Source organism: Arenibacter nanhaiticus, from assembly GCF_900141935.1.
Lineage (GTDB): Bacteria > Bacteroidota > Bacteroidia > Flavobacteriales > Flavobacteriaceae > Arenibacter > Arenibacter nanhaiticus.
In genome coordinates this window covers 70196-92980 of the sequence record NZ_FQYX01000015.1, presented here as the reverse complement: position 1 = coordinate 92980, position 22785 = coordinate 70196, and the positions used below count along the sequence as shown (strand labels likewise).

Sequence of the window (22785 nt, the reverse complement as noted above, 5' to 3'; positions counted from 1 at the left end):
GCAAAGGCATCCGTTCCCTCTGTCACCGTCACATTGGTATAGGTAAAGGCTATTCCGGTTCCTCCCACGGCATCGTCATCCAGGATATTCCCAGTAGCGGTGTTGGTGGCGTTCCCATCCACAAACCCTATTCCCAGGTTCGATTGTATGTTGGACAGTTCTACGGTAAATGCCTCGCTTGGCTCTATGATGGCATCGTCCATGATCGGCACCTGAATTTCGTAGGACTTTATCGTCGGGGTAAAGGTGATGGTGCTAGTAGTAGTTAAGTAATCACTAGGATCCAAGGCGGTTCCATCGATAGTGGTATAGTCCACGGAAACGTTTTCCGAAATATCCCCGGTCAAGGTCACTTCAAAGATGGCAAAGGCATCCGTTCCCTCGGTCACCGTCACATTGGTATTGGTAAATGCAATTCCGGTTCCGGCTATGGCATCATTGTCTATGATATTTCCTTTAGCTTGTGGGGTATTGATTCCTATGAGAGAGGTAGATAGATTACTTAATTTTACAAAAAAGTTTTCCGTCGGCTCAATCAAAAGATCATCAATGATGGGCACGGTAATGTCTTTTGTCTCTCCATCGTTTCCAACAAAGGTAAGTGTGTCATAGGTCAAGGTATAGTCATCTGGTTGAACGGCAGAACCATTATCAGTGGTATAATCTAGCGTAAATCCTCCTTGCACGTTTCCACTTAGTACAACTTTAAAGGTAGCAGTACCGGCATCTTCGTTTACGGTAATATCTGTATTTTTAAAGCTGACCCCTGTTCCTGCGGTTGCATCGTTGTCTTTAATAGTACCCCTTGCCTGGGCGGTATTTATACTAACAATAGCAGGATCTATATTGGAAAGGTTAACAACAAATGTTTCTGTAGGTTCTATCAGTGTATCGTCTATTATAGGAACTTCAATAGTATGAAATTCATTGTCATTACCTGCAAAATTTAATTTTCCCGATTCTGCAGTATAATCACTGCCGGCCATGGCAGTAACATTTTCGGTAGTATAGTCTAGTGTAAATCCGCCAAATACCTGTCCAGTAAGACGTACTGTGAAAATTGCGGTTCCGGCATCTTCGTTAACGATAACATTGGTGTTGTCAAAACTAATTCCCGTTCCTGTAATGGCATCGTTATCTATAATGTCAATATTGGCCTGATTGTCTAGAAAACTAATGTCGCCAAAACCGGAGATACTATTTAGGTTTACTAGGAAGTTTTCCGTGAATTCAATGATATTATCATCGATTACCTCTAAACTGATATTTTGCACCGTTCCGTTAGTTGAATTTGCGGGAAAAGTAATTTGTCCTATAGCTTCAACATAGTCGTCGACCTTTATTGCGGAACCATCGGCAGTACTGAAATTGATGGTAAAAGGATCTTGGGTTTTTCCAATTAAAGTTACTTGAATGTTGAAAATTCCGGTCCCTTCATTAATCTCCATATCGGTGATAGATATGGTTGCGCTGTCATTATCTATAATAGTACCCGTTCCGGTGGCTTTATTGATAGGGATTTCTGTGGTAGATAAATTTGAAAGGTCTATTGTAAAGGTTTCATCATCCTCTACAAACTGGTCTTCTTTTATAGATACAGAAATTGTCTTTTTTTCTCCATGGTTTCCTGAGAAGGACAAAGAAGTAATGCCTATAGCAGTAAAATCATTGGGAGCTATGGCAGTCTGGTTTACCGAATTATAGTCAACATTAAACCCTCCAGAGACCCTTCCGGTAAGCGTTACGGTAAAGACGGCGGTATTATCTGCTTCATCAACGGTCACATCATTTATCTTTAATCCGATCGGATCTCCATTTTCTGTCACATAGATATATTGCGTATGTACCGTTTCATTACCTGCGCAATCAGAGGCCGTCCAAGTTCTGACAATCGTATATGTAGTGCTTGTGCTGTCACCAATATAGGTTTCTACCAGCGTTACAGAAACATTGTCATCACAGTTATCATTGGCACTCAAGGTCGGAGGACTTGGAATATTGTCAAATGCCGCTGTAGAATCCTCGGGAAGAGGGGTGTTAAATGTTGGTAAGGTAGTATCTATAATTCTGAAATTTTGATAAGATACTGCAAATTCTTCCCCTGAATCAAGGGTGTTATTATTATTAAGGTCATCAAAAAGTGTATAGGTTCTATTGATTATTAAACCTCCAGTACATAAATTACCATTTAGGATGTCCGATTGATGCATAATTAAATTACCGCATGGATTTTCAGTGATGTCAGTAAAGACATTTTCCGGATCTGTGAAAGGTGAGGGTAAATCAGAAACATCGCATCCTTCTATATTTTGTTCTGATGAATCAAGGTTGGGAGTAGCAAAAAACTCACAACATTTAATTTTGGTAACGCTGGTATTAATGGAACATCCTTTTGAATCTGTAACGGTAACATCATAATTTCCGGGTAAAACCCCAAATAAATCTTCATCAGTAGAAGTAAATCCGTTAGGCCCCTTCCAATCATAAGTGTACGGAGCTGAACCACCAATAGCTTCTAGGTCAATGTAGTTTTCAGGAGTACAGAAAGCTTCCGCTATTGCATGTAATGGTGGTATGATAATTAAAGATCCTTCTTGAAATCCACATTTAGGGTGTGGACTTGCATCAGCTATAGGACAACCGCCATCTGGTGGTACAGTCCAAGCGACCAATATGTTATCGACTTCCAATTTGGAGCCACATATATAAGAAACTTGACCATATTTTATTGTTTGTATCCCATTTCCACCTTTATCCACAGGGATACCATTTAAAACCTTGTCTTTAGGAATGATTGGTCCACCACATTCAGTAAAAACTGAAGTAGTTGAACTACCGTCTGGAAGGGTTGTTGTAAGATCGCCAAAAACCGCCAAGGAGGGCCTAACACTATTTGTGTTGTGACGAACCGTAATGAGAAGATCTACTACGAGGATATCCCCAGGGGAACAGGTAGTACATTCTTCACTGCTTAACTGGGCGCTTATAAGCTGAACATCATTTGATGTACAATCTTGTCCCTCTGTGACATGGCTTCTTAAGTCTGCCTGTTGAGCAAAGCTTAGGGAAGTCAAAAGGAAAAATCCAAGAAAGAAGAGTTTTCCTAATGTTCCTGAACAACTTGATTTTTTAAAAGCGAATATTGAAATTGAATGTTCCATAGTTCAGACTGCTTTAATGCTGCTGAAGAAGATTATGAAACCTATTGACAAGGTATACGAAAAACTACAATGTGGTAGAGCGTAAAAGTTTTATCATAGGCTATACTTCTTCTGAATATTGTAATTAGCGTTAGTGGTTTAGGGTGTATTCGGATTAAATTTTAAACCAAAACAAGTTAAATGCATTAAGGAATGGAAAATTTTACGCTATGGGTTGGGCAAAAATCGTTAACGAACCTAAAAAACGATTAAAGTATGAAAATACAGGATTAATAGTAAGGTGTTGTTATTTAGGTGGTTGTGTATAGATGAAATGCCCTTTTTTATAGATGTAAGGCAAAAAGCGCACTTTTTTCTTAAAATCAGCATGGAATACTAACAAGAAACATTAGTTTCCCAAAATATATATGTTTTTGAGAAAATCATTACATTTGGTACTTAACAAGAAATCAAAAGATGAGTTCAAAAAAAGGAAAAATACAGGAGGCAATTGATGAGAAATTGTTAGACGAAAGAAAAGTGTTTTTATGGGGTATGGTCGATGATGATTCTGCAAAACACGTTATAGATCGTTTATTGTATTTAGATATGCAGAACGATAAAGAGATACAATTGTACATAAACAGCCCGGGAGGGTACGTAACCTCTGGCTTTGCCATGTACGATACCATTAAATCCCTAAAAAGTCCAGTTTCAACGATTTGCTCTGGTTTGGCTGCATCTATGGGGTCCATATTGTTATCGGTAGGGCAAAAAGGAAGACGTTTTATTCAGCCTCACGCCCAAGTAATGATACATCAGCCTAGTGGAGGTGCTAGAGGACAGGCATCGAATATTGAAATACAAGCTAGGGAAATTATAAAAACTAGAGAACTCAGCGCAAAAATCCTAGCAGAAAATTGTGGGCAGGATTTTGAAAAAGTGATGAAAGATTTCGATAGGGATTTCTGGATGAACGCAGAAGAATCTATTGCATATGGTATTGTAGACGGAGTCTTGGAATAAGATATTATAAAAAAGCACCACTTAATGAAAAATTTAAGTGGTGCTTTTTGAAAAATAATAAACTAAAGCCTTTTTCCTGTCGCTAGCCGATATAATAATCCAATAACCGCCAGGACTAGCAAAATGTGGATAAGATTGCCTACGGCTTCGCCGAATCCAATATAACCCACTAACCAACCAATAATTAACAATACAATAAGAATCGAAACGATATCTCTCATAATAGGGTGTGTTTTAGGTTCTTATAAATGTAAGAAAAATAAGGTGACATTTGCCTAAAAAGCAAAAAGTCCTTCACAGTATAAATGTGAAGGACTTTTTTATATATGGACGCCGAAGCGGTGTACAAGATATGTACGGACGAATCCTTGATTTTGGATGTTAACATTTAAAATATATTTTTCATGAAGATTGTGATGTTATGCTAGCTTTTCCTCGATGTTACTTAATTTTAGTACTTTTATGGCTTTAACCATAAGATTTCTCCTTTTCACATTATTATGACACAAACTCCCAAAACAATTGCCATTATCGGTTCCGGATTAGTTGGTTCTTTATTGGCAATTTATCTTCGGAAGCTAGGACACTCTATTACTGTATTTGATCGTAGACCAGACATCCGAAACGTAAAATTTTCTGGCCGTTCCATTAATTTGGCTATGAGTAATAGGGGTTGGAAGGCCTTGAGGGAGGTCGGTATAGAAGGTCAGATCAAGGAATTGGGGATACCCTTGGATAAACGTGCTATTCATGTTTTGGGACAAGAGGAATATTACCAAAAATACGGCAAAGAAGGAGAGGCTATCTGGTCTATCTCTAGAGGTGTATTAAACCGTAAAATGATCGAACTGGCCGAGAATGAAGGTGTGACGTTCCGATTTAACGAAAAGGTGTGGGACATTAACTTGCCAGAAGGAAAAATATATACGGGAGCGACAGAAAAAGGGGCCTGGGAAGAATATACCTATGATATCGTTTTTGGATGTGATGGGGCATTTTCGCGTGTGCGCCATAAAATGCAGCGCCGAAGCAGGTTCGATTATTCCCAAGATTTTATAGATGTTGGCTATAAAGAACTCACTATCCCCCCTAATGCGGACGGCTCACATAAATTAGAAAAGAATTCTTTTCATATTTGGCCTAGAGGAAAGTTCATGTTTATCGCAATGCCTAATTTAGACGGTAGTTTTACATGTACCCTGTTTTTGCCTTTCGAAGGTACGGAGTCTTTTGAGAGTATTAATACTAGGGAAAAGGCAGAAGAGTTCTTCGCTACCCACTTTCCTACTGCTGTTGATAAGATAGAGAATTTAGCCGAAGACTTTTTTGCGAATCCAACCAGTGCACTGGTCACGATGAAATGCTATCCATGGACCTATTGGGATAAAGTAGCCTTGGTGGGCGATTCGGCCCATGCCATAGTTCCTTTTTACGGACAAGGGATGAATGCAGGTTTCGAAGATATATTTGAGCTAAATAAGATTATAGCACGTTATGGGGACGATTGGGAAAAGATCTTTGAGGAGTACCAAAAGGAGCGGAAACCCAATGCCGATGCCATTGCTGAACTGAGTTATAGAAATTTTATGGAAATGAGCAGTAAAACGGCAGATCCCAATTTTTTACTACAGAAAAAAATCGAAAAGGCATTTGCGAATAAATATCCCGAAAAATGGATTCCATCCTATTCTAGGGTTACCTTTTCCGATCAGCCTTATGTTGATGCCCTAGCCATTGGGGATGCCCAAGAGGAAATTATGAAACAAGTGATGCAGCTGCCCAATATAGCCGATATTTGGGATAGTAAGGAGGTTGAAGATACTATTTTGAGACTGCTCTAGAAACATTAAATTAAAGGGTTGTAAAACAAAAAAGCCATCTTATTAAATAAGATGGCTTTTTTGTTTTAATGGGCTGATTTTTCTATAATTTAGAAAAGTAAGCCTGCATTTTTTCTTGCTCTTCTTCAGCTAAAACAGGGTCTACCAAAATTCTACCACTGTGTTCGTCACTGATTATTTTTTTGCGAGAAGCAATCTCTACTTGTACCTGAGGAGGAATAGTAAAGAAAGAACCTCCAGAAGCACCTCTTTCGATAGGAACTACTGCCAATCCGTTCTTTACATTATTACGGATTCTTTTGTAAGCTTTTACTAAACGATCTTCTATTTGCGTTTGAAATTCTTCAGATTTTTTTAGAAGCGCTATTTCTTCCTTTTCAGTTTCTGCCAAAATATTGTTCAATTCACTCTTCTTGTGTTTTAAGTGTGAATCTCTTTCGCTTAAACGTTCTTTAGTCGAAGAAATAATTTCTTTCTTTTGTTCTATTTGAGCCTTAAACTCCTTAATATTCTTCTCAGCTAATTGAATTTCCAATTCTTGAAATTCAACCTCTTTGGTTAAAGAGTTAAATTCCCTGCTGTTACGTACATTCTTTTGTTGTTCAGCATATTTTTTAATTAAAACCTTGGCCTCGTCTATAAGGTTCTTTTTGGCTGTAATTTCGAAGTTAATGGTCTCAACATCAGTTTTCAACTTATCGAGTCTTGTTTTAAGGCCAAGAACCTCGTCTTCTAAATCTTCTACCTCTAGGGGTAATTCCCCTCTAACGTTTCTTATCTCATCAACTCTAGAATCGATTAATTGCAAGTCATATAATGCTCTTAACTTTTCTTCTACCGTTGCTTCTGTCTTTGTTGCCATATTTAAAAATACTTGATGGGATTTGTTTTGCTCTCCGATAGAGAGATTGCAAAATTAGCAATTTTTTTTGTAAGAAAGTCAACTATGAGATTTTTTGTAAATTGCTCTGTTTCATAGTGGCCAATATCGGCCAATAGAATTTTGCCTTCTGCTTCGTAAAATTGGTGGTATTTTAGGTCCGCCGTAATGAAAATGTCAGCGTTTGTGGCCTTTGCCGCTGAAATGGCAAAAGAGCCGCTACCACCTAATACCGCAACTTTCCGTATATCCCTTCCTAGGAATTCTGAATGTCGGATGCAAGAAACATTCATTTTTTTCTTAATAAAAGCAAAAAAATCGGCTTCAGACATGGGTTTATCCAAGTATCCGACCATTCCCATGCCGATATTTTGGTTGATATTTTCTAATGTCTGAATTTCATAAGCGACTTCTTCATACGGATGATTGTTAAAAAGCGCCTTTAAAATTTTCGTTTCATTGGCCTTGGGGTAGGTGATGTTTATCTGTGACTCTTCTTCGTAATGTGTGGCCCCTATTTTTCCCTTTACAGGATTGGCATCCGAGTTCGGTTTGAAGCTTCCTACTCCTTGAGTAGCGAAACTACAATGACTATAGTTGCCAATATTACCGGCTCCAGCATCGAATAGAGCTTGTTTTAAGGCGTTTTCATTGGATTTGGGCACATAGGTAGTCAGTTTTTTTATGGTCCCTTTCCGGGGTATTAAAATGCTTGGGGTCTTTAGCCCTAGTATTTCACAAATTTTAGCGTTAACACCCCTGTGGCTGTTGTCCAATGCCGTATGCATACTGTAAATGGCAATGTTGTGCTGAATCGCTTTTATCACCACCCGTTCTACGTAATTGGCGCCGTTGAGTTTTTTTAAACCATTGAAAATAATGGGATGGAAACTTACGATTAGATTACACTTTTTAAGAATGGCCTCGTCTACTACCTTTTCCAAAGTGTCCAAGGTTACCAATACTCCGGAGACCTCGGTCTGCATGTCTCCAACCAATAATCCTACGTTGTCAAAATCTTCGGCATATGGTAAGGGAGCTAGCTCTTCAAGGATGTCAATAACTTCTTTTACGATCATTTTTCATTTTTATAGTATATCAAAGATAAAATATTATAATTTCGTTCTAATGCAGCTATTGAGAAAATTATTATTCCCCGTTTCGTTCGTCTATGCCATGGTGGTATACATCCGAAATTATCTTTACGATATAGGAGTTTTTACCTCCTCAAAATTTAAGGTCAAGACAATATGTGTTGGTAATCTGAGTGTTGGTGGTACCGGGAAAACCCCTATGATAGAGTTTTTGGTATCTCGTTTAAAACAATACCAAAAAGTAGCGGTGTTAAGCCGTGGGTACGGACGGAAATCTAAAGGTTTTGTATTGGCAAAGCCCGGTGTTTCCGTAGAGACTCTAGGTGATGAGCCCTTTCAGATCTTTAAAAACTTCCCGGAGATTGCACTAGCCGTTGATGCGGATAGATGCAACGGGATTTCTATTTTGGAAAAAACAATAGAAGTTGATGTTGTCTTATTGGATGATGCCTATCAACACAGGAAAGTAAGTTGTGATTCCTATATTTTGCTAACAGCCTATTCTAATTTATATGTAGACGATTGGTATATGCCTACAGGTAGTTTAAGGGATAGTAAGAGGGAGGCGAGGCGCGCCAATATAATAATAGTCACCAAATGTCCTAAGGATTTAAATACTGCCCAACAGCAGTCAATCGTGAAAAAATTGAATCCGAGAGAGCATCAAAATGTGGTGTTTAGTTATTTAGACTATAGCAACGACCTAAAAGGCGACAATGACATAATGCAGCTGGAGGATGTTAGAGGTAAGAAGATTACCTTGGTTACCGGTATTGCAAATCCGAAGCCATTGGTAACTTATTTGACCGAAAACAAAGTACAACTAGAGCATTTGGCTTTTAGGGATCACCATTTTTTTTCAGACAAGGAAATTGCCCTTATGAATACAAAAGACATGGTGCTTACAACCGAAAAAGATTATGTTCGGCTAAAAGGAAAAGTAACCAACCTTTATTATATCGGAGTTACCCATAAATTTATGAACAAGGGAGAACAACAGCTTTTAGAAGAAATCAGGAAACACTAGTATTGTTTTTAGTGTCAAAAATGTTCTCGCCAATTTTCTGATAGAATACCTCTGGCCTAAATGGCTTGGTGACAACATCATTAACACCAGCGGCAAAAAAACTTTCCAAACTATCGTCTAAAGAGATTGCGGTAAGGGCAATTATAGGAATTAATCGATTAAATTTTCTTATTTCAATCGTGGCTTCATCACCACTTATTCCAGGCATATGGATATCCATTAAAATACCGTCATAATAATTGTTTTTTACCATATCAATGGCTTCCATGCCGTTGTTGGCAATATCACAAGTAATTTCCTTCTTATGGAGCATTTTTTTGGTGATAACCTGGTTTATTTTGTTGTCTTCTACAATAAGCATGTGTAATCCTTTAAAATCATAATCTCTTGATACGTTTTCAAAGGGGGTGTTATCGTTTAGATCCTTGTTGCTCTTTAGCGCGATTTCAAAGAAAAAAGAACTTCCCTCTCCTAAATTGCTTTTAAGATGAATTTTACTGCCAAATTGCTTTAATAAGCTCTTAACAATAGTAAGCCCAAGTCCTGTACCTCCATATTCCCTGTTTATTTGAACGGAGCCTTGCTCGAAGCTTTCAAAAATCGTTTTCTGTCTATCCGGGGAAATTCCTATTCCATTGTCTTTTACCTCGAAATAAAGAATGGCTTCATCCTTTTCTTTCTTAACCAATTTGCTGATGACCTGCACCTCTCCATTTTTGGTAAACTTAATGGCATTCCCTATAAGGTTGATGAATACTTGAGATAATTTTAAAGGATCGCCTAAAAGATGGGAAGGTATATTATTGTCAAAATCTAATTTGATCACCGTGTTATTTTTCTTGGCGCTTTGTTGTAAAGAATTGATCACCTCCCACAATATTTTTTGAATGTTAAAATCAATTTTTAATGCTTCGGACTTTTGGGCGTCAATCTTATTTATTTGAAGTATATCATTTATAAAATTCAATAAGTAATCCCCAGAATATTTTAAGGACTTTAGGTGTTCTTTTTGACTGGGGCTTGGGTTTTCTTCCAATAACAAGTGGGTCAGTCCGGTGACAGCATATAGAGGAGTCCTTAATTCGTGACTTACGGTCGACAAAAAGTTGGTTTTGGCTTCCATGGCCTGAACGGCGGCATCGGTAGCAGCCTGTAATTCGCGGTTCTTGGTTTGCAAAAGATCGTTGGTCTTCACTTTTATCTGGTTATTTCGGTACAAGGATACCGCCAGTAATGAGATGATCGTTAAAAATGCCGAAGTTAAAATAGCAGTAATCTCCGATCGGTTGGCCGATTTGTTAAGATCTTCAATTTTGGCTTCCTGTTTTTTAATCTCCTCGTTCATGATCGTGAACTGTATCTTTTCGGCTGTTTTTTCCTCAGCTTTTATTTTTTCGATTGTTAAAACGGAATCCTTAATATTTACAATGTTGTTTGTGTGGGAGAGTGCGGTTTGAAAATTGCCGATATTTCGGTTCGCTTCACTTAAAAGCCTGTTGGCTTCTATCATTTCCTCATAAAATCCATGTTGTTTGGTTAAGGACAAGGCATTTTCTGCATTCTTGAGGCTTTCTTCAATTTGAGCTGTTGAGAAATAAACCTCGGCCAGTTTTAGATAGGAAATAGTGGTTAAGTAGTCTTTTTCATAAATATCCGAGTTGACAAGAAGGGAGTTGAAATTCTTTATGGCATCATCATATTTTTCCAATTTCATAAAAATGATCCCTTCCAAATAAAGAATATGATTCAATAGATTGCGGTCGTTGTTAAGCTTTTGTGCTTCGTACAACTTGGATTTGGCAAGGAAATTTTTTCCTAACCGATAAGACCTGATAGCTTCGATGTATTTGTGTACCGCATTCCCATAAGGATAAGCAATATCCTTTAAGAGCGATTGAGCTCTTTCCCAGTAAAATTTAGAAGTGTCATCTTTATTCATTTTTGAATAAAGAATGGCAAATTTATGGTAGCAATCTATTAATGATTTGGTATCCTCGTTTTCATTGGCAATAGTAATGGCTTTGTTAAGGCTTTCTAAAGCGAGGATTGTTTGGTTTCTATTTCCGTAGTCCCTTGCTTGATCAAAATAATATTCGATAGTATTGGTTTCCGTAGGCGGCATATCTTGAGAGTGGCCCATGCTTGGAAATAGCAGCACAGCCAATAATAGCATTGCACACGGTTTTATATGTTGAAATATTATTTTCAAAGGTATTTCTTCCTAATTAATAGGTTTATGATGTCTACGAGCCTACTGCTGTAACCAGACTCATTGTCGTACCAACCAATGATCTTTACCATTTTTCCAATCACCGAGGTCATCAAAGAATCAAACGTACAAGAATAATAACTATTGTTTATGTCAATAGAAACTATAGGATCTTTGGTGTAATATAGGATGTTTTTTAATTCCTTTTGTGAACTTTGGTAAAAAGCTTCGTTTATTTCTTCTATGGAAGCAGATTTTTTTACGTTAAAAGTGATATCTGTCAAGGAGCCATTTGGGACGGGTACTCTAATGCCACAGCCTCCAATTACATCGGACAATTCAGGGAAAATCCTTGTCAAAGCCTTGGCTGCACCTGTGGTCGTAGGGACTATAGATTGTGCCGCTGCTCTAGCGCGTCTTAGGTCCCTATGAGGCTGATCGTGCAAGCTTTGGTCGGTAGTATAGGAATGGATAGTAGTGATGTAGGCTTGCTCAATTCCGCATAAGTCCTTTATGACTTGTATCATTGGGGCAGCATTATTGGTAGTACAAGAAGCTGCCGATATAATATGATCTTCCTTATTTAAGGTGTCGTCATTTATACCGTATACAATCATTTTTAGGTCGTCTTCCTCAGGAGGAACGGAAAGGATCACTTTTTTGGCGCCATTGTCGAGGTGATACCGGAGAATATCCTTTTTCTTAAATTTCCCCGAACATTCCACAACAATATCTACTTGGTGATTAGACCAAGGGATGTCTTTTGGACTAGCAAAATTTAGAAGCGCAATGGGGTGGTCATCAATGATGATATGCCCCTTGTCGTGTGTTGTTTCCTTTTGGAAAACACCGTGTATGCTATCGTATTTTAATAGATGGGATAGGGTGTAGCTGTCCGCTACATCATTTATGGCAACCACGTTTAAATGTGGTTGGTTGCTAAGCAGTCTAAAAAGCGTACGTCCTATTCTACCAAAGCCGTTTATGCCTATGTTGATTTTCTTCATTTGACCAAGAGCCAATCCTTCTTTTCTTTAAAAGAGAAGCCGACTATAATTAAGACGTATAAATAAATTACTCAATATGCTTGTGAGCCTTATAGGACGACCGTACCAAAGCACCACTTTCTACATGCCTAAAACCTAATTTCAGACCTATTTCTTCATATTTTTTGAATTGCTCCGGCAATATAAATTCTTTTACCGGAAGGTGTCTTTTAGACGGTTGTAAATATTGCCCAATGGTCACCACATCTACATTGGCTCGTCTAAGGTCTTCCAAGGTTTCTATGACTTCTTCTTCCTTTTCTCCAAGCCCTAACATAATACCCGACTTGGTCCTGTTGGCACCATTGTCTTTTAGGTATTTTAACACCCCTAAACTTCGCTCGTATTTAGCCTGTATGCGTACTTCTCTAGTCAGTCGTTTTACTGTTTCCATGTTATGGGAAACAACTTCCGGAGCTACAGCTATTATACGGTCCAAATGCGTTTCTATGCCTTGGAAATCGGGGATTAAGGTTTCTAAGGTAGTCGTCGGGTTCATTCTTCTAATGGCCTTCACGGTTTCTGCCCACATAATAGAGCCCATGTCCTTTATATCATCGCGGTCTACAGAAGTAATAACGGCATGTTTAATGCTCATTAATTTTATAGATCTCGCAACTTTTTCGGGTTCTTCCCAATCTAGATCTTCTGGGCGACCTGTTTTAACTCCACAAAAACCACAAGAACGGGTACAGATATTTCCTAAAATCATAAATGTGGCCGTTCCTTCCCCCCAACACTCTCCCATATTGGGACAACTGCCAGAAGTACATATGGTGTGAAGGTCGTATTTATCTACCAGTCCCCTTAGTTGGGTGTATTTTTTGCCAGTTGGAAGTTTAACACGAAGCCATTTTGGCTTGCCCTTAGGAGGAATTACACTTTCAATCGTTTCAGTACTCATAGTGTGATTTTGTGCAAATATACAAAATGGTAAGAAGTAAAAATACGATTTGACGGCAAAGTATGGGAAAGCTTTCTCCTGTTACTTTTGGTTGGTAATTACTTCGGCCAATAATTTTTTGGCCCTTAGGAGTTTTACCTTGATATTGTTGATGGGTTCGCCCAATTTCTCGGCGATTTCAGCATAAGAAAGTTCGTGGAAATAGCGCAGGTTTATGACTTCCTGGTAATGGGGCTTTAATTTTTTTATATACCCCAGTAAAGCTGCTAAATTTTGTTCGGTAATAAGGCTGTCTTCAGCTGAAGGAGCATCGTCCAAAGCTTTTTGTACCACATCATTGTTCCGGCCTTCACTGCTTTCTAGAATATTCCGTTTCCTTTTTCGAATAAGGTCTACATGAAGGTTTTTGGAAATCGTTATCAGCCAAGTCTTAAACTCGTAAGAATCATCAAAGGAATGTATTTTGTCAAAAGCCTTTGAAAAGGTTTGTATGGTAATGTCTTCGGCATCATTCTCGTTTTTGGTTCGGATTAACTGAAACCCATAAACGTCGTTCCAAAAATAGTCCAATAGACTACTAAAGGCTATCTGATTTCCCTGTTTAGCTTTATCAATAAGTTTGTGAAGAGTTTCTTCGTTTTTATCCAAAATAAGGGTTTAGAGGAAACTGGAATTTAACGTATAATATCGGTTGCGTCGTCTTTTTTACAATCCTGTTCGGTGGGGAGTTTACCACAAAATCCACATGCTTCGCCTTCTTTGTTCAAAAACGGATTTTGGCTAGCACAGGTCCCGGCAAATTTACCGTCTTTTTTGGACCAAATTTTGATGGCGATACCTGCAAAAGCAAGTGCCAATAAGCCAACGGTCAAAAGTAATAATTTCATATCCTTGCAATTGTTTGTGCAAAGATATGAAATTTATAAGCTTCCAAAAAGGTTTGGGAATTCTTTAAGTGGATAGAATTTAGTAGTCAATATTGGCCACTATATTTTCTGTGGTAGGGGTAGAATTACCTCCGCTAGGCTCAATGGTAATGTATCCGATAGCGTTTTCGCCATAGGGGAGGGGCATAAGCTTCTCGCTGTCATTCGCTTCTTGAATGATTCCTAAATTGATCATTTGCCCATTGACTTCTGCCCACATTTGATAGCATTTGTTTTCTGGTAAATTAGGTAATTTACTTACGTTGATATACGATAGCTTCTTAACGGGGTTAACGTAGGCTACGGCCTTTAGTTCTTTTGCTTTTTCATTGCCGTGAACCTTAAGACGTTTGGTCCTGGGATTGTTGAGGACAATAAATTGGTTCCTTACCTCTTCCAACTGTAACCTCATGTTTTCCTCCAAGGTTTGAATCTTGTTGTTTACGATATGATTTTCTTCTTGTAGACTTTGATTTTGGTTCCAAAAGAAATAGGAAGCACCGGCAAATACCAAAGCCGAAAAACTTGCCGCTACGGCATATTGATAGAATTTTGTTCGTCTAACATTGTCGGATTTTACCCTGTTAAGAATTCTTTCTTTCAATCCTTCCGGGGGGGATATAGCATGCAGTTTGGCGAACATTTCAAGGTTTTCCTGAAGTTCATTGTAGGTTTTCCTAACCTCGGGGTGCATTGCAATATATCGTTCTACTTGCATGGACTCTTCTTGGGTAGTGTTGCCAAGTAGATACTTCTCTAGAAGGTCTGTGTCCAAAAATATTCGGATTTTTTCTTTCATTACTATTTTATTCTTGCCTTATTCTATCTGTAAATAAGCCCTGTAACTTGCGGGAACCTTTTCCCAACCTAACAGCGCAGTAAGTTTTATTGTGTTAGTAAACGCACAAGAAACGCCAAGGCGACCGAAGCTCCATATATTTTTCTTAATTCCCTTAATCCAATTTTCAATCTAGATTTTATAGTGCCCAAGGGTATGTTTAACTCTTCGCTGGCTTCTTGTTGGGTCATTCCTTGAAAAAATAAGGCATCTAATACTATTTGATACTTAAGGTCTATTTTTTCCAGATTTTCTTGAACGTCGATTAAATCGGGTTTTATGCCTTCACTTCCAAGACTATATACGTCGGAAATATCCATTTGGATCTCCTTTTCGGATTTTGTGTTGGCGCTTCTAAGTTTATCTATGGCAGTGTTACGGGTTATTCTAAAAAGCCAAGTAAAAAGTTTAGCCTTGGTGGGGTCGTAGGAGTCGGATTTTTTCCAAATTTTCACAAAACTTTCCTGCAAAATATCTTGGGCTAAGTCCTCATTGCGTACTACTTTGAAAGCTACCCCGTAAAGGGTGTCACCATAGTGTTCATACAGTAACGAAATGGCTTTTTCATTGCGTTCTTTGAGAAGTTCGGCAATATGGTTTTCAAGTAATATGCTCATACCTAGGGTGGTTTTACCAAAAGTTTAATTCCAATCATCCAATACGGAAATTTTACCGTATATAAAGGTGTGCTAAGCTTTTAGGCCAAGCTTGGCATCATAGGTTCACTCAATTAATCTACAGCTGGTAACTGTGTATTAATTTTTAGTTAGATTGGTTTGGTATAGCCCTTGTATGATAAAGTTCAGGGGCTATTTTATTATATTAACTTCTGGGTTGATACGTATTTTGAATCTTTCCATTACGGCTGTCATAATCTTGTTTGCCAAAGCTATTATTTCGCCTCCGCTAGCATTTCCATAATTGACTAAAACCAAGGCTTGGTTTTTATGAACTCCCGCATCGCCAAATTGTTTTCCCTTAAATCCACACTGCTCTATGAGCCAGCCGGCTGGGATCTTATATTGGTTTTGCGATACTTTATAAAAAGGCGCCTCAGGCCAATTTATTGTAAATTTATCAAATTCTTGTTTGTTAATTATCGGATTTTTAAAGAAACTTCCGCTGTTGCCCAGTTCTTTAGGGTCCGGTAACTTGCTTTTTCTTATCGCTATTACGGCATTTGATATATCCTTAATACTAGGATTGTCGATATTCCGTTGTCGAAGCTCGGACTCTATAGCACCATAAGCTACGTTTTTCTTATGGTTTCTTTTGGTGAGTTTAAAGCAAACAGAAGTAATGACAAACCGTCCTTTTCCTTCGTTTTTAAAATAAGAATCACGGTACCCAAATTGGCAAGCTTCCCTATCAAAGGTACTCAATTTTAAAGTGGCTATTTCTAAAGCTTCACAACTTATAAAGGAATCTTTTAATTCTACCCCATACGCTCCGATATTCTGTATGGGCGCAGTTCCGGTGTTGCCAGGTATCAGGGAAAGATTTTCTAGGCCGCCATAATTCTGGTCCAAGGTCCAAAGTACCATCTCGTGCCAATTTTCCCCAGCATTAACTTTTAGGATAACGTGGTCGTCATCTTCAGAGATAACCGAAATACCTTTAATATTGATATACAATACCACGGCATTTATATCTTGGGTAATCAATATGTTGCTGCCTCCGCCTAGGATGAAAATATCGTCATTCCGATATAATTGCAGGGCCTGTTGTAGTGCTTCCATAGAGGATACCTCAAGGAAGCACTTAGCTTTGACATCGATTCTAAAAGTATTGTACTCTTTTAAGGAAAAATCTTTTTGAACCCTCATTAAGACTTGTAGGCTTTTAACGCTTCTTTTATGATGTAAACGGCCCGTATTAATTCTTCTTTTTCCAATACATAGGCAATTCTTATTTGTTTGGTTCCCAGTCCTTCCGTTGCGTAGAATCCGGCTGCCGGGGCAACCATTACGGTTTCTCCGTCTACATTAAAATCTTCTAACAACCATTGAGCAAAAGTGTCTGAATTGTCTATGGGGAGTTCGGCAATACAATAAAAGGCGCCTTGCGGCTCTGCTACTTTAATACCTTCTATCTTCTTGAGCTCGGAGATCAAGACATTTCTGCGGGCCACATATTCCTTCTTTACGTCATCAAAATACTCCTGTGGGGTATCCAAAGCCGCTTCACTAGCAATTTGGGCGTAAGTAGGTGGCGATAATCTGGCTTGTGCAAATTTTAGCGCCGTTTTAACGAACTCCTTGTTTCTTGAAACCAAATACCCTATCCGGGCTCCACACATGCTATATCTTTTGGATACACTATCTACTATAATAGCATTCTCCTCAAGACCCTCTTCCTGTAAGATAGAATAGTGTTCCTTTCCGTCATAGGTGAACTCTCTGTATACCTCGTCGGCTATTAAAAATAAATTATGCTTTTTTACGATCTTGGCCAGTTTTTTTATCTCTTCTCTGCTGTAGAGGTAGCCAGTAGGGTTCCCTGGGTTGCATATTAGGATAGCCTTGGTATTTGGCGTAATTAATTTTTCAAACTCTTCAATGGGAGGGAGGGCGAAATTGCTTTCTATATGAGATACTACCGGTACTACCTTAATCCCGGCAGCGGTGGCAAAACCATTGTAGTTGGCATAAAAAGGTTCCGGAATAATAATCTCGTCTTCCGCATCGGCTATGGTGCCCATGGTAAAAGACAAAGCTTCGGAACCACCTGTGGTAACGATAATATCTTGTGCCAATACATGAATATCGTTCTTGGCGTAATATTGGGCTATTTTTTCTCTATAGGTGTCAGAACCTTCTGTGCGGCTATATGCTAAAATATCCATGTCACAATTCTTTATTGCATCTATGGCTATTTGCGGCGTTTTAATGTCTGGCTGACCAATGTTAAGGTGAATGACCTTAACGCCTCTTTTTTTAGCTCCTTCAGCAAAAGGTACTAATTTTCTTATGGGGGATTCGGGCATTAAAAGCCCTTTACGTGATATTGTAGGCATATGGGTTGGAATTTTAAGCAAAAATGGGAAATCGTCATGGACTATCCAATATATATCCTCCCTTTTTGATGTCGTAATTATTGTTAATGTTTGTGCTTACGCAAAAAATAGTTCGTAAATTTAAGATAATCAGTCGGTAAAAATAAAGCACACATGAATATTTTAAGGTATTTAATTTACCTTATTTGGTGTCTTCCCATACTGCTGCCGGCACAAGAATATAAATTGCCCCGTGGAGAAAGATATCAGAAGGTTAAATTCAAATTAGTGAATAACCTCATTGTCCTTCCCGTGGAAGTGAATGGGGCTAAGCTCTCGTTTATTCTTGATTCGGGGATTTATAAACCTATTCTTTTTAATATATCAGATAAAGATTCTGTTCAGATTAATAATGTATCCGAAGTAACCATTAGGGGACTTGGGGATGGAGAACCTATCAGTGCCCTAAAGTCTTCTAATAATGTCTTTAAAATAGGCAAGAGTGTTAATTGTGATCAATTGCTGTATGTAGTGATGGACAAGGATATTAATTTCTCGCCTAAACTAGGAATGGCTATTCACGGGATTATAGGATATGATCTTTTTCGGGATTTTGTGGTTAAAATTAATTATGGTGCGCAAACAATTAAATTGTACGATCCGGAAAGCTATACCTCTCAAAAAAAATCGAAAAGCGAAACGCTGCCCTTGGTCGTAGAAAATAATAAGGCATATATAAAGGGTACAGTATATGTAAAAGACAATAAACCTATTCCTGTTAAACTGTTAATAGATACTGGGAGTAGTGATGCTGTTTGGCTTTTTGAAAATGATAGTAAAGGTATGGGCCTGCCCGAAAACAGTTATGAAGACTTTTTGGGGCAAGGATTAAGCGGAAAAGTTTTCGGAAAAAGAACTAAGATCGAAGGACTATCTTTGGGAAGATTTCACTTAAAGGATGCCAAAGCGGCCTTTCCTAATATGCAATATTTTAGCATTCTTGGAGCCATGGGCGATAGGGATGGCAGTTTGGGAGGTGAGATTTTAAAAAGGTTTTCCGTAGTATTCGATTATCACAATCAACAAATAAGCCTAAAAAAGAACGGCTTTTTTAAAGCCCCCTTCGATTTTAATTTAAGTGGATTGGATATTCAGCATAACGGTGTTCGCTACATTGCAGAAAGTATTACCGATGGTAGAGGGGTGGTTATAAAGGATGAAGAGTCTTTCGGGGATGTACAGATATTGTTCGAAGGAAAAACCAGACTTAGTTTGGTGCCCGAAATTGTGGTTTCTGGGATAAGGGCCGGTAGTCCTGCCGAAGAAGCAGGGCTAAGAGAAGGAGATATCATCCTTTCCGTCAATGGTAAAAAAATCTATGATTACAAGCTTCAAGAAGTTATAAAAATGCTCAACAATAAGCAAGGGAAACGTGTTAAGGTGCTTATAGAACGGTATAATAAAGATCTGCTCTTTAGTTTTGTGTTAAGGGATATGTTTAAATAAAAAAAGCCCGTTTGTACTGTTACAATAACAGTATAAACGGGCTTTTAAAATAGATTTTGGATTATTTGCGGCTAGGTTCTTTAATGTCTCCTTTTATTTTTAATACAATTGTTGGAGTATCCGCATTCGAAATCACCGTAATGGCTTTTCTGATAGGGCCTACCCTGTTGGTGTCGTATTTTACTTGAATTTCACCTTTCTTTCCAGGTAAAATTGGAGCTTCCGGTTTTTTAGGAATGGTACATCCGCAGCTAGAACTTACTTTGCTTATGATTAAAGGAGCGTTTCCTGTATTAGTAAATTCGAACACCCGAACACCATCACTTCCTTTGGCAATCTCACCGTAATCAACGGTTTCAGTTTTAAATTTAATTTTAGCGCCATTTTCTTGGGCGGTAAGGCCAAATCCTAATAGCCCAATAAATAAAACTAGTACTATTTTCTTCATTATTTTTAGTTTTGGGTGAATTTCAAAAGTAAATGTTTTTAATGAACCCTCAAAATCCTTTTGTTATGTTATAACGTTACTTATTTTTGTTTCGTATTTCTAATTGGACAAAAACCATAAGGATTACCTCGAGTTTAACTTTTATATTGCAATCATTTTAGTAATCGCCCTGTTAGGGTAAACAAAAACTGTTCCAAACAATGGAAATTCCTTCAAAATACGAACCTCAAAAAGTTGAGTCCCAATGGTATGACTATTGGATAAAGCATAATTATTTTCATTCTACCCCAGATGAAAGGGAGCCTTATACCATCGTAATTCCGCCTCCAAATGTTACTGGAGTCCTTCATATGGGACATATGCTGAACAATACCATACAGGATGTTTTAATCCGTAGGGCGCGTTTGATGGGTAAAAATGCCTGTTGGGTACCCGGCACCGACCATGCTTCTATAGCCACTGAAGCCAAGGTTGTAGCAAAACTTAAAGAACAGGGAATTAATAAAGCAGATATTTCTAGAGAAGAATTTCTAGGACATGCATGGGATTGGACCCATGAGTATGGCGGCGTAATTTTGGAACAATTAAAAAAACTTGGCTGTTCTTGCGATTGGGATAGAACAACCTTTACCATGGACGACAATATGTCTGCTTCCGTGATAAAAGTTTTTGTCGATTTGTTTAATAAAGGCCAAATATATAGAGGGTACCGAATGGTGAACTGGGATCCAGAAGCCAAAACGACCCTGTCAGACGAAGAGGTCGTTTATGAAGAAAGACAGGGATTACTATATTATCTGTCATATAAAATAGAAGGCTCTGATGAGACGGTTACCATCGCAACGACCAGACCTGAGACCATTTTGGGAGATACTGCTATTTGTATAAACCCTAAGGATGAAAGATATGCCCATTTACGTGGCAAAAAAGCTATTGTACCAATTTGTAATAGGGTTATTCCGATTATCGAAGACGAATATGTGGATGTAGAGTTCGGAACCGGTTGTTTAAAAGTAACCCCGGCGCATGATATTAACGATAAAGCCTTAGGAGATAAACATCAATTAGAGACCGTTGATATCTTTAATGACGACGCAACCCTAAATAGTTTTGGTTTGCATTACGAAGGCCAGGACCGTTTTGTGGTTCGTAAGGCTATCAGTAAAGAACTAGAAGAAAAAGGCTATTTAGTAAAAACAGAACAACACCTTAACAAAGTAGGGACTTCGGAAAGAACAAAGGCTGTCATAGAGCCAAGATTGTCCGATCAGTGGTTCTTGAAAATGGAAGAATTGGCAAAACCTGCCATTAAAGCCGTTTTGGAAGATGGAGATGTAAAGTTGTTTCCTAAGAAGTTCGAAAATACTTACCGTCACTGGATGGAAAATATCCGTGATTGGAACATTTCTCGCCAATTGTGGTGGGGGCAACAAATACCAGCCTATTATTTTGGCGATGGTCAAGAAGATTTTGTGGTGGCAGAATCTAAGGAAGAAGCCTTGGAACTGGCCAGAAAGAAATCTGGAAATCCGACTTTAGCCGCTGATGAACTGCGACAAGATGAAGATGCCTTGGATACCTGGTTCTCTTCTTGGTTATGGCCAATTAGTGTTTTTAACGGTATCATGGAGCCCAATAATAAAGAAATAGAATACTATTATCCTACCAATGATTTGGTGACAGGACCGGATATTTTGTTTTTCTGGGTCGCTAGGATGATTGTTTCTGGTTATGAATATCGCGATGAAAAACCTTTCCAAAATGTTTACTTGACCGGACTGGTTCGGGATAAGCAAAGGAGAAAAATGTCTAAGTCGCTAGGGAACTCTCCAGACGCCTTAAAATTAATAGAGGATTATGGTGCCGATGGGGTGCGTGTGGGATTACTATTAAGTTCGGCAGCAGGAAACGATTTAATGTTCGATGAAGCCCTTTGTCAACAAGGAAAGAATTTTGCCAATAAAATATGGAACGGTTTCCGACTCCTAAAAGGATGGGAAGTTGCCGACCTTCCACAACCAGAGGCTTCGAAACTTGGTATTGAATGGTATCAAGCAAAGTTTAATAAGACCTTGGTTGAAATTGAAGATCACTTTAGCAAGTACAGGATTTCTGATGCGCTGATGGCGATTTACAAATTGGTCTGGGACGATTACAGTTCTTGGTTGTTGGAAATCATTAAACCAGCTTATCAGCAACCGATAGATAAGATTACTTTCGATGCCGTGATCGAAATTTTTGAAGGTAATTTAAAACTATTGCACCCGTTTATGCCTTTCTTGACGGAAGAGGTATGGCAACATATAGCTGAGCGTAGCCCTGAAGAGGCATTGGTAGTGGCAAAATGGCCCGCCCCAGAAGCTGTTGACGAACAACTGATAGCCGAATTTGAGCATTCAACAGAGGTTATTTCAGGGATCAGAACCATAAGAAAGGAAAAAAATATCCCAATGAAAGAGTCGCTAGAACTTTCCGTGTTGAACGAAGGGGACTTTACCAATCGATGGGATGTGGTGATCGCTAAATTGACCAATGTTTCTGAAATTACTTATGTTTCCGAAGCGGTAGATGGCGCCCTGTCTTTTAGGGCAAAATCTAATGAGTATTTTATACCTATGGTCGGAGCTATTGATGTAGAGGCCGAAATAGAAAAGATAAAAGAAGAATTAAAATATACGAAAGGCTTTTTAATGTCTGTGCAAAAGAAGCTTTCTAACGAGCGTTTCGTAAGTAATGCGCCAGAGCAGGTCATTACCTTAGAACGTCAGAAAGAAGCCGATGCCTTGGCTAAAATAGAAACTTTGGAAAAGAGTTTGGCAAGTTTAGAGCAAGCATAGCCTATAAAAGGAAGTCGTTGACAAGTAAATTGAAGCAGACTTGCTTCTTTTATTTAAGAAAGCGAGGC

Annotated in this window: 19 protein-coding genes; 5 read left to right on the top strand and 14 right to left on the bottom strand. The window is 38.5% G+C overall.

What is annotated here, in order from left to right; genetic code table 11:
* Nucleotides 1-3161: Calx-beta domain-containing protein (locus BUA16_RS10640; RefSeq protein WP_317045393.1), on the bottom strand; the 3161-nt coding region annotated here is incomplete at its 3' end.
* Between the two features lie 456 nt (nt 3162-3617).
* Between BUA16_RS10640 and BUA16_RS10635 the strand changes: the two genes are divergently transcribed.
* Nucleotides 3618-4166, top strand: coding sequence for a ClpP family protease (locus BUA16_RS10635; protein WP_072764731.1), 549 nt, complete (start codon nt 3618-3620; stop codon nt 4164-4166).
* Between the two features lie 62 nt (nt 4167-4228).
* Here BUA16_RS10635 and BUA16_RS18395 read toward each other — a convergent pair whose 3' ends face one another.
* A complete protein-coding gene (locus BUA16_RS18395) occupies nt 4229-4387 on the bottom strand; it encodes a lmo0937 family membrane protein (protein ID WP_143150493.1) in 159 nt (52 codons plus the stop codon).
* Nucleotides 4388-4666: 279 nt separating this feature from the next.
* Here BUA16_RS18395 and BUA16_RS10630 point away from each other — a divergent pair, with 279 nt between their 5' ends.
* A complete protein-coding gene (locus tag BUA16_RS10630) occupies nt 4667-6007 on the top strand; it encodes an FAD-dependent oxidoreductase (RefSeq protein ID WP_072764730.1) in 1341 nt (446 codons plus the stop codon).
* Nucleotides 6008-6089: 82 nt separating this feature from the next.
* On the opposite strand, the gene BUA16_RS10625 is transcribed toward BUA16_RS10630, so the two are convergent.
* Nucleotides 6090-6869: a zinc ribbon domain-containing protein gene (locus BUA16_RS10625; protein WP_072764729.1), complete on the bottom strand. Its 780-nt coding sequence runs from the start codon at nt 6867-6869 to the stop codon at nt 6090-6092.
* 2 nt (nt 6870-6871) lie between these two features.
* Nucleotides 6872-7966 carry a Nif3-like dinuclear metal center hexameric protein gene (locus tag BUA16_RS10620; protein WP_072764728.1) on the bottom strand — a complete coding sequence of 365 codons (1095 nt, stop codon included), beginning with the start codon at nt 7964-7966 and terminating at the stop codon, nt 6872-6874.
* 49 nt (nt 7967-8015) lie between these two features.
* On the opposite strand from BUA16_RS10620, the gene lpxK reads away from it, so the two are divergent.
* Nucleotides 8016-9008 carry a tetraacyldisaccharide 4'-kinase gene (gene lpxK / locus BUA16_RS10615; RefSeq protein ID WP_072764727.1) on the top strand — a complete coding sequence of 331 codons (993 nt, stop codon included), beginning with the start codon at nt 8016-8018 and terminating at the stop codon, nt 9006-9008.
* Here the strand turns inward: lpxK and BUA16_RS10610 are convergent.
* The 9 genes from BUA16_RS10610 to BUA16_RS10570 form a co-directional block, all read right to left on the bottom strand.
* Complete coding sequence (locus BUA16_RS10610; protein ID WP_072764726.1) at nt 8995-11181, bottom strand: tetratricopeptide repeat-containing hybrid sensor histidine kinase/response regulator; 2187 nt, start codon at nt 11179-11181, stop codon at nt 8995-8997. The two genes, lpxK and BUA16_RS10610, sit on opposite strands and share 14 nt — an antisense overlap.
* Nucleotides 11182-11213: 32 nt before the next feature.
* The gene (gene gap / locus BUA16_RS10605; protein WP_072764725.1) at nt 11214-12224 is read right to left on the bottom strand and encodes a type I glyceraldehyde-3-phosphate dehydrogenase; all 1011 of its coding nucleotides are present in this window, start codon (nt 12222-12224) and stop codon (nt 11214-11216) included.
* 67 nt (nt 12225-12291) lie between these two features.
* Nucleotides 12292-13167 (bottom strand): lipoyl synthase, encoded by an 876-nt coding sequence (gene lipA / locus BUA16_RS10600; RefSeq protein WP_072764724.1) that lies wholly within the window; start codon nt 13165-13167, stop codon nt 12292-12294.
* Between the two features lie 81 nt (nt 13168-13248).
* The gene (locus BUA16_RS10595) at nt 13249-13815 is read right to left on the bottom strand and encodes an RNA polymerase sigma factor (protein ID WP_072764723.1); all 567 of its coding nucleotides are present in this window, start codon (nt 13813-13815) and stop codon (nt 13249-13251) included.
* A gap of 26 nt (nt 13816-13841) precedes the next feature.
* Nucleotides 13842-14054, bottom strand: a complete 213-nt coding sequence (locus BUA16_RS10590) for a membrane or secreted protein (protein ID WP_072764722.1) — start codon at nt 14052-14054, stop codon at nt 13842-13844.
* A 79-nt stretch (nt 14055-14133) separates the two neighbouring features.
* Complete coding sequence (locus tag BUA16_RS10585; RefSeq protein ID WP_072764721.1) at nt 14134-14892, bottom strand: anti-sigma factor; 759 nt, start codon at nt 14890-14892, stop codon at nt 14134-14136.
* Nucleotides 14893-14978: 86 nt separating this feature from the next.
* Nucleotides 14979-15548 (bottom strand): RNA polymerase sigma factor, encoded by a 570-nt coding sequence (locus BUA16_RS10580; RefSeq protein WP_072764720.1) that lies wholly within the window; start codon nt 15546-15548, stop codon nt 14979-14981.
* 192 nt (nt 15549-15740) lie between these two features.
* On the bottom strand, nt 15741-16757 hold the full coding sequence (gene murB / locus BUA16_RS10575) for a UDP-N-acetylmuramate dehydrogenase (protein ID WP_072764719.1): 1017 nt from the start codon (nt 16755-16757) through the stop codon (nt 15741-15743).
* Entirely contained in the window at nt 16757-17947 is a 1191-nt protein-coding gene (locus BUA16_RS10570) for a pyridoxal phosphate-dependent aminotransferase (RefSeq protein ID WP_072764718.1), read from the bottom strand. Before BUA16_RS10570 ends, murB begins: the two co-directional genes overlap by 1 nt.
* Nucleotides 17948-18100: 153 nt before the next feature.
* Here BUA16_RS10570 and BUA16_RS10565 point away from each other — a divergent pair, with 153 nt between their 5' ends.
* Entirely contained in the window at nt 18101-19432 is a 1332-nt protein-coding gene (locus tag BUA16_RS10565) for a PDZ domain-containing protein (RefSeq protein WP_072764717.1), read from the top strand.
* Nucleotides 19433-19493: 61 nt separating this feature from the next.
* Here the strand turns inward: BUA16_RS10565 and BUA16_RS10560 are convergent, their stop codons facing one another.
* Nucleotides 19494-19880 carry a DUF1573 domain-containing protein gene (locus BUA16_RS10560; protein WP_072764716.1) on the bottom strand — a complete coding sequence of 129 codons (387 nt, stop codon included), beginning with the start codon at nt 19878-19880 and terminating at the stop codon, nt 19494-19496.
* A 200-nt stretch (nt 19881-20080) separates the two neighbouring features.
* On the opposite strand from BUA16_RS10560, the gene BUA16_RS10555 reads away from it, so the two are divergent.
* Entirely contained in the window at nt 20081-22717 is a 2637-nt protein-coding gene (locus BUA16_RS10555; protein WP_072764715.1) for a valine--tRNA ligase, read from the top strand.
* Nucleotides 22718-22785 lie beyond the last annotated feature (68 nt).

What these genes read in the sequence shown, in the direction of transcription:
- BUA16_RS10585 (WP_072764721.1), bottom strand. Translation starts at nt 14,892, where the DNA reads ATGAAAGAAAAAATCCGAATATTTTTGGACACAGACCTTCTAGAGAAG.
- BUA16_RS10590 (WP_072764722.1), bottom strand. Translation starts at nt 14,054, where the DNA reads ATGAAATTATTACTTTTGACCGTTGGCTTATTGGCACTTGCTTTTGCA.
- BUA16_RS10560 (WP_072764716.1), bottom strand. Translation starts at nt 19,880, where the DNA reads ATGAAGAAAATAGTACTAGTTTTATTTATTGGGCTATTAGGATTTGGC.
- BUA16_RS10635 (WP_072764731.1), top strand. Translation starts at nt 3,618, where the DNA reads ATGAGTTCAAAAAAAGGAAAAATACAGGAGGCAATTGATGAGAAATTG.
- BUA16_RS10580 (WP_072764720.1), bottom strand. Translation starts at nt 15,548, where the DNA reads ATGAGCATATTACTTGAAAACCATATTGCCGAACTTCTCAAAGAACGC.
- gap (WP_072764725.1), bottom strand. Translation starts at nt 12,224, where the DNA reads ATGAAGAAAATCAACATAGGCATAAACGGCTTTGGTAGAATAGGACGT.
- BUA16_RS10555 (WP_072764715.1), top strand. Translation starts at nt 20,081, where the DNA reads ATGGAAATTCCTTCAAAATACGAACCTCAAAAAGTTGAGTCCCAATGG.
- BUA16_RS10625 (WP_072764729.1), bottom strand. Translation starts at nt 6,869, where the DNA reads ATGGCAACAAAGACAGAAGCAACGGTAGAAGAAAAGTTAAGAGCATTA.
- murB (WP_072764719.1), bottom strand. Translation starts at nt 16,757, where the DNA reads ATGAGGGTTCAAAAAGATTTTTCCTTAAAAGAGTACAATACTTTTAGA.
- BUA16_RS10565 (WP_072764717.1), top strand. Translation starts at nt 18,101, where the DNA reads ATGAATATTTTAAGGTATTTAATTTACCTTATTTGGTGTCTTCCCATA.
- BUA16_RS10570 (WP_072764718.1), bottom strand. Translation starts at nt 17,947, where the DNA reads ATGCCTACAATATCACGTAAAGGGCTTTTAATGCCCGAATCCCCCATA.
- BUA16_RS18395 (WP_143150493.1), bottom strand. Translation starts at nt 4,387, where the DNA reads ATGAGAGATATCGTTTCGATTCTTATTGTATTGTTAATTATTGGTTGG.
- BUA16_RS10630 (WP_072764730.1), top strand. Translation starts at nt 4,667, where the DNA reads ATGACACAAACTCCCAAAACAATTGCCATTATCGGTTCCGGATTAGTT.
- lipA (WP_072764724.1), bottom strand. Translation starts at nt 13,167, where the DNA reads ATGAGTACTGAAACGATTGAAAGTGTAATTCCTCCTAAGGGCAAGCCA.
- BUA16_RS10610 (WP_072764726.1), bottom strand. Translation starts at nt 11,181, where the DNA reads ATGCTATTATTGGCTGTGCTGCTATTTCCAAGCATGGGCCACTCTCAA.
- BUA16_RS10620 (WP_072764728.1), bottom strand. Translation starts at nt 7,966, where the DNA reads ATGATCGTAAAAGAAGTTATTGACATCCTTGAAGAGCTAGCTCCCTTA.
- lpxK (WP_072764727.1), top strand. Translation starts at nt 8,016, where the DNA reads ATGCAGCTATTGAGAAAATTATTATTCCCCGTTTCGTTCGTCTATGCC.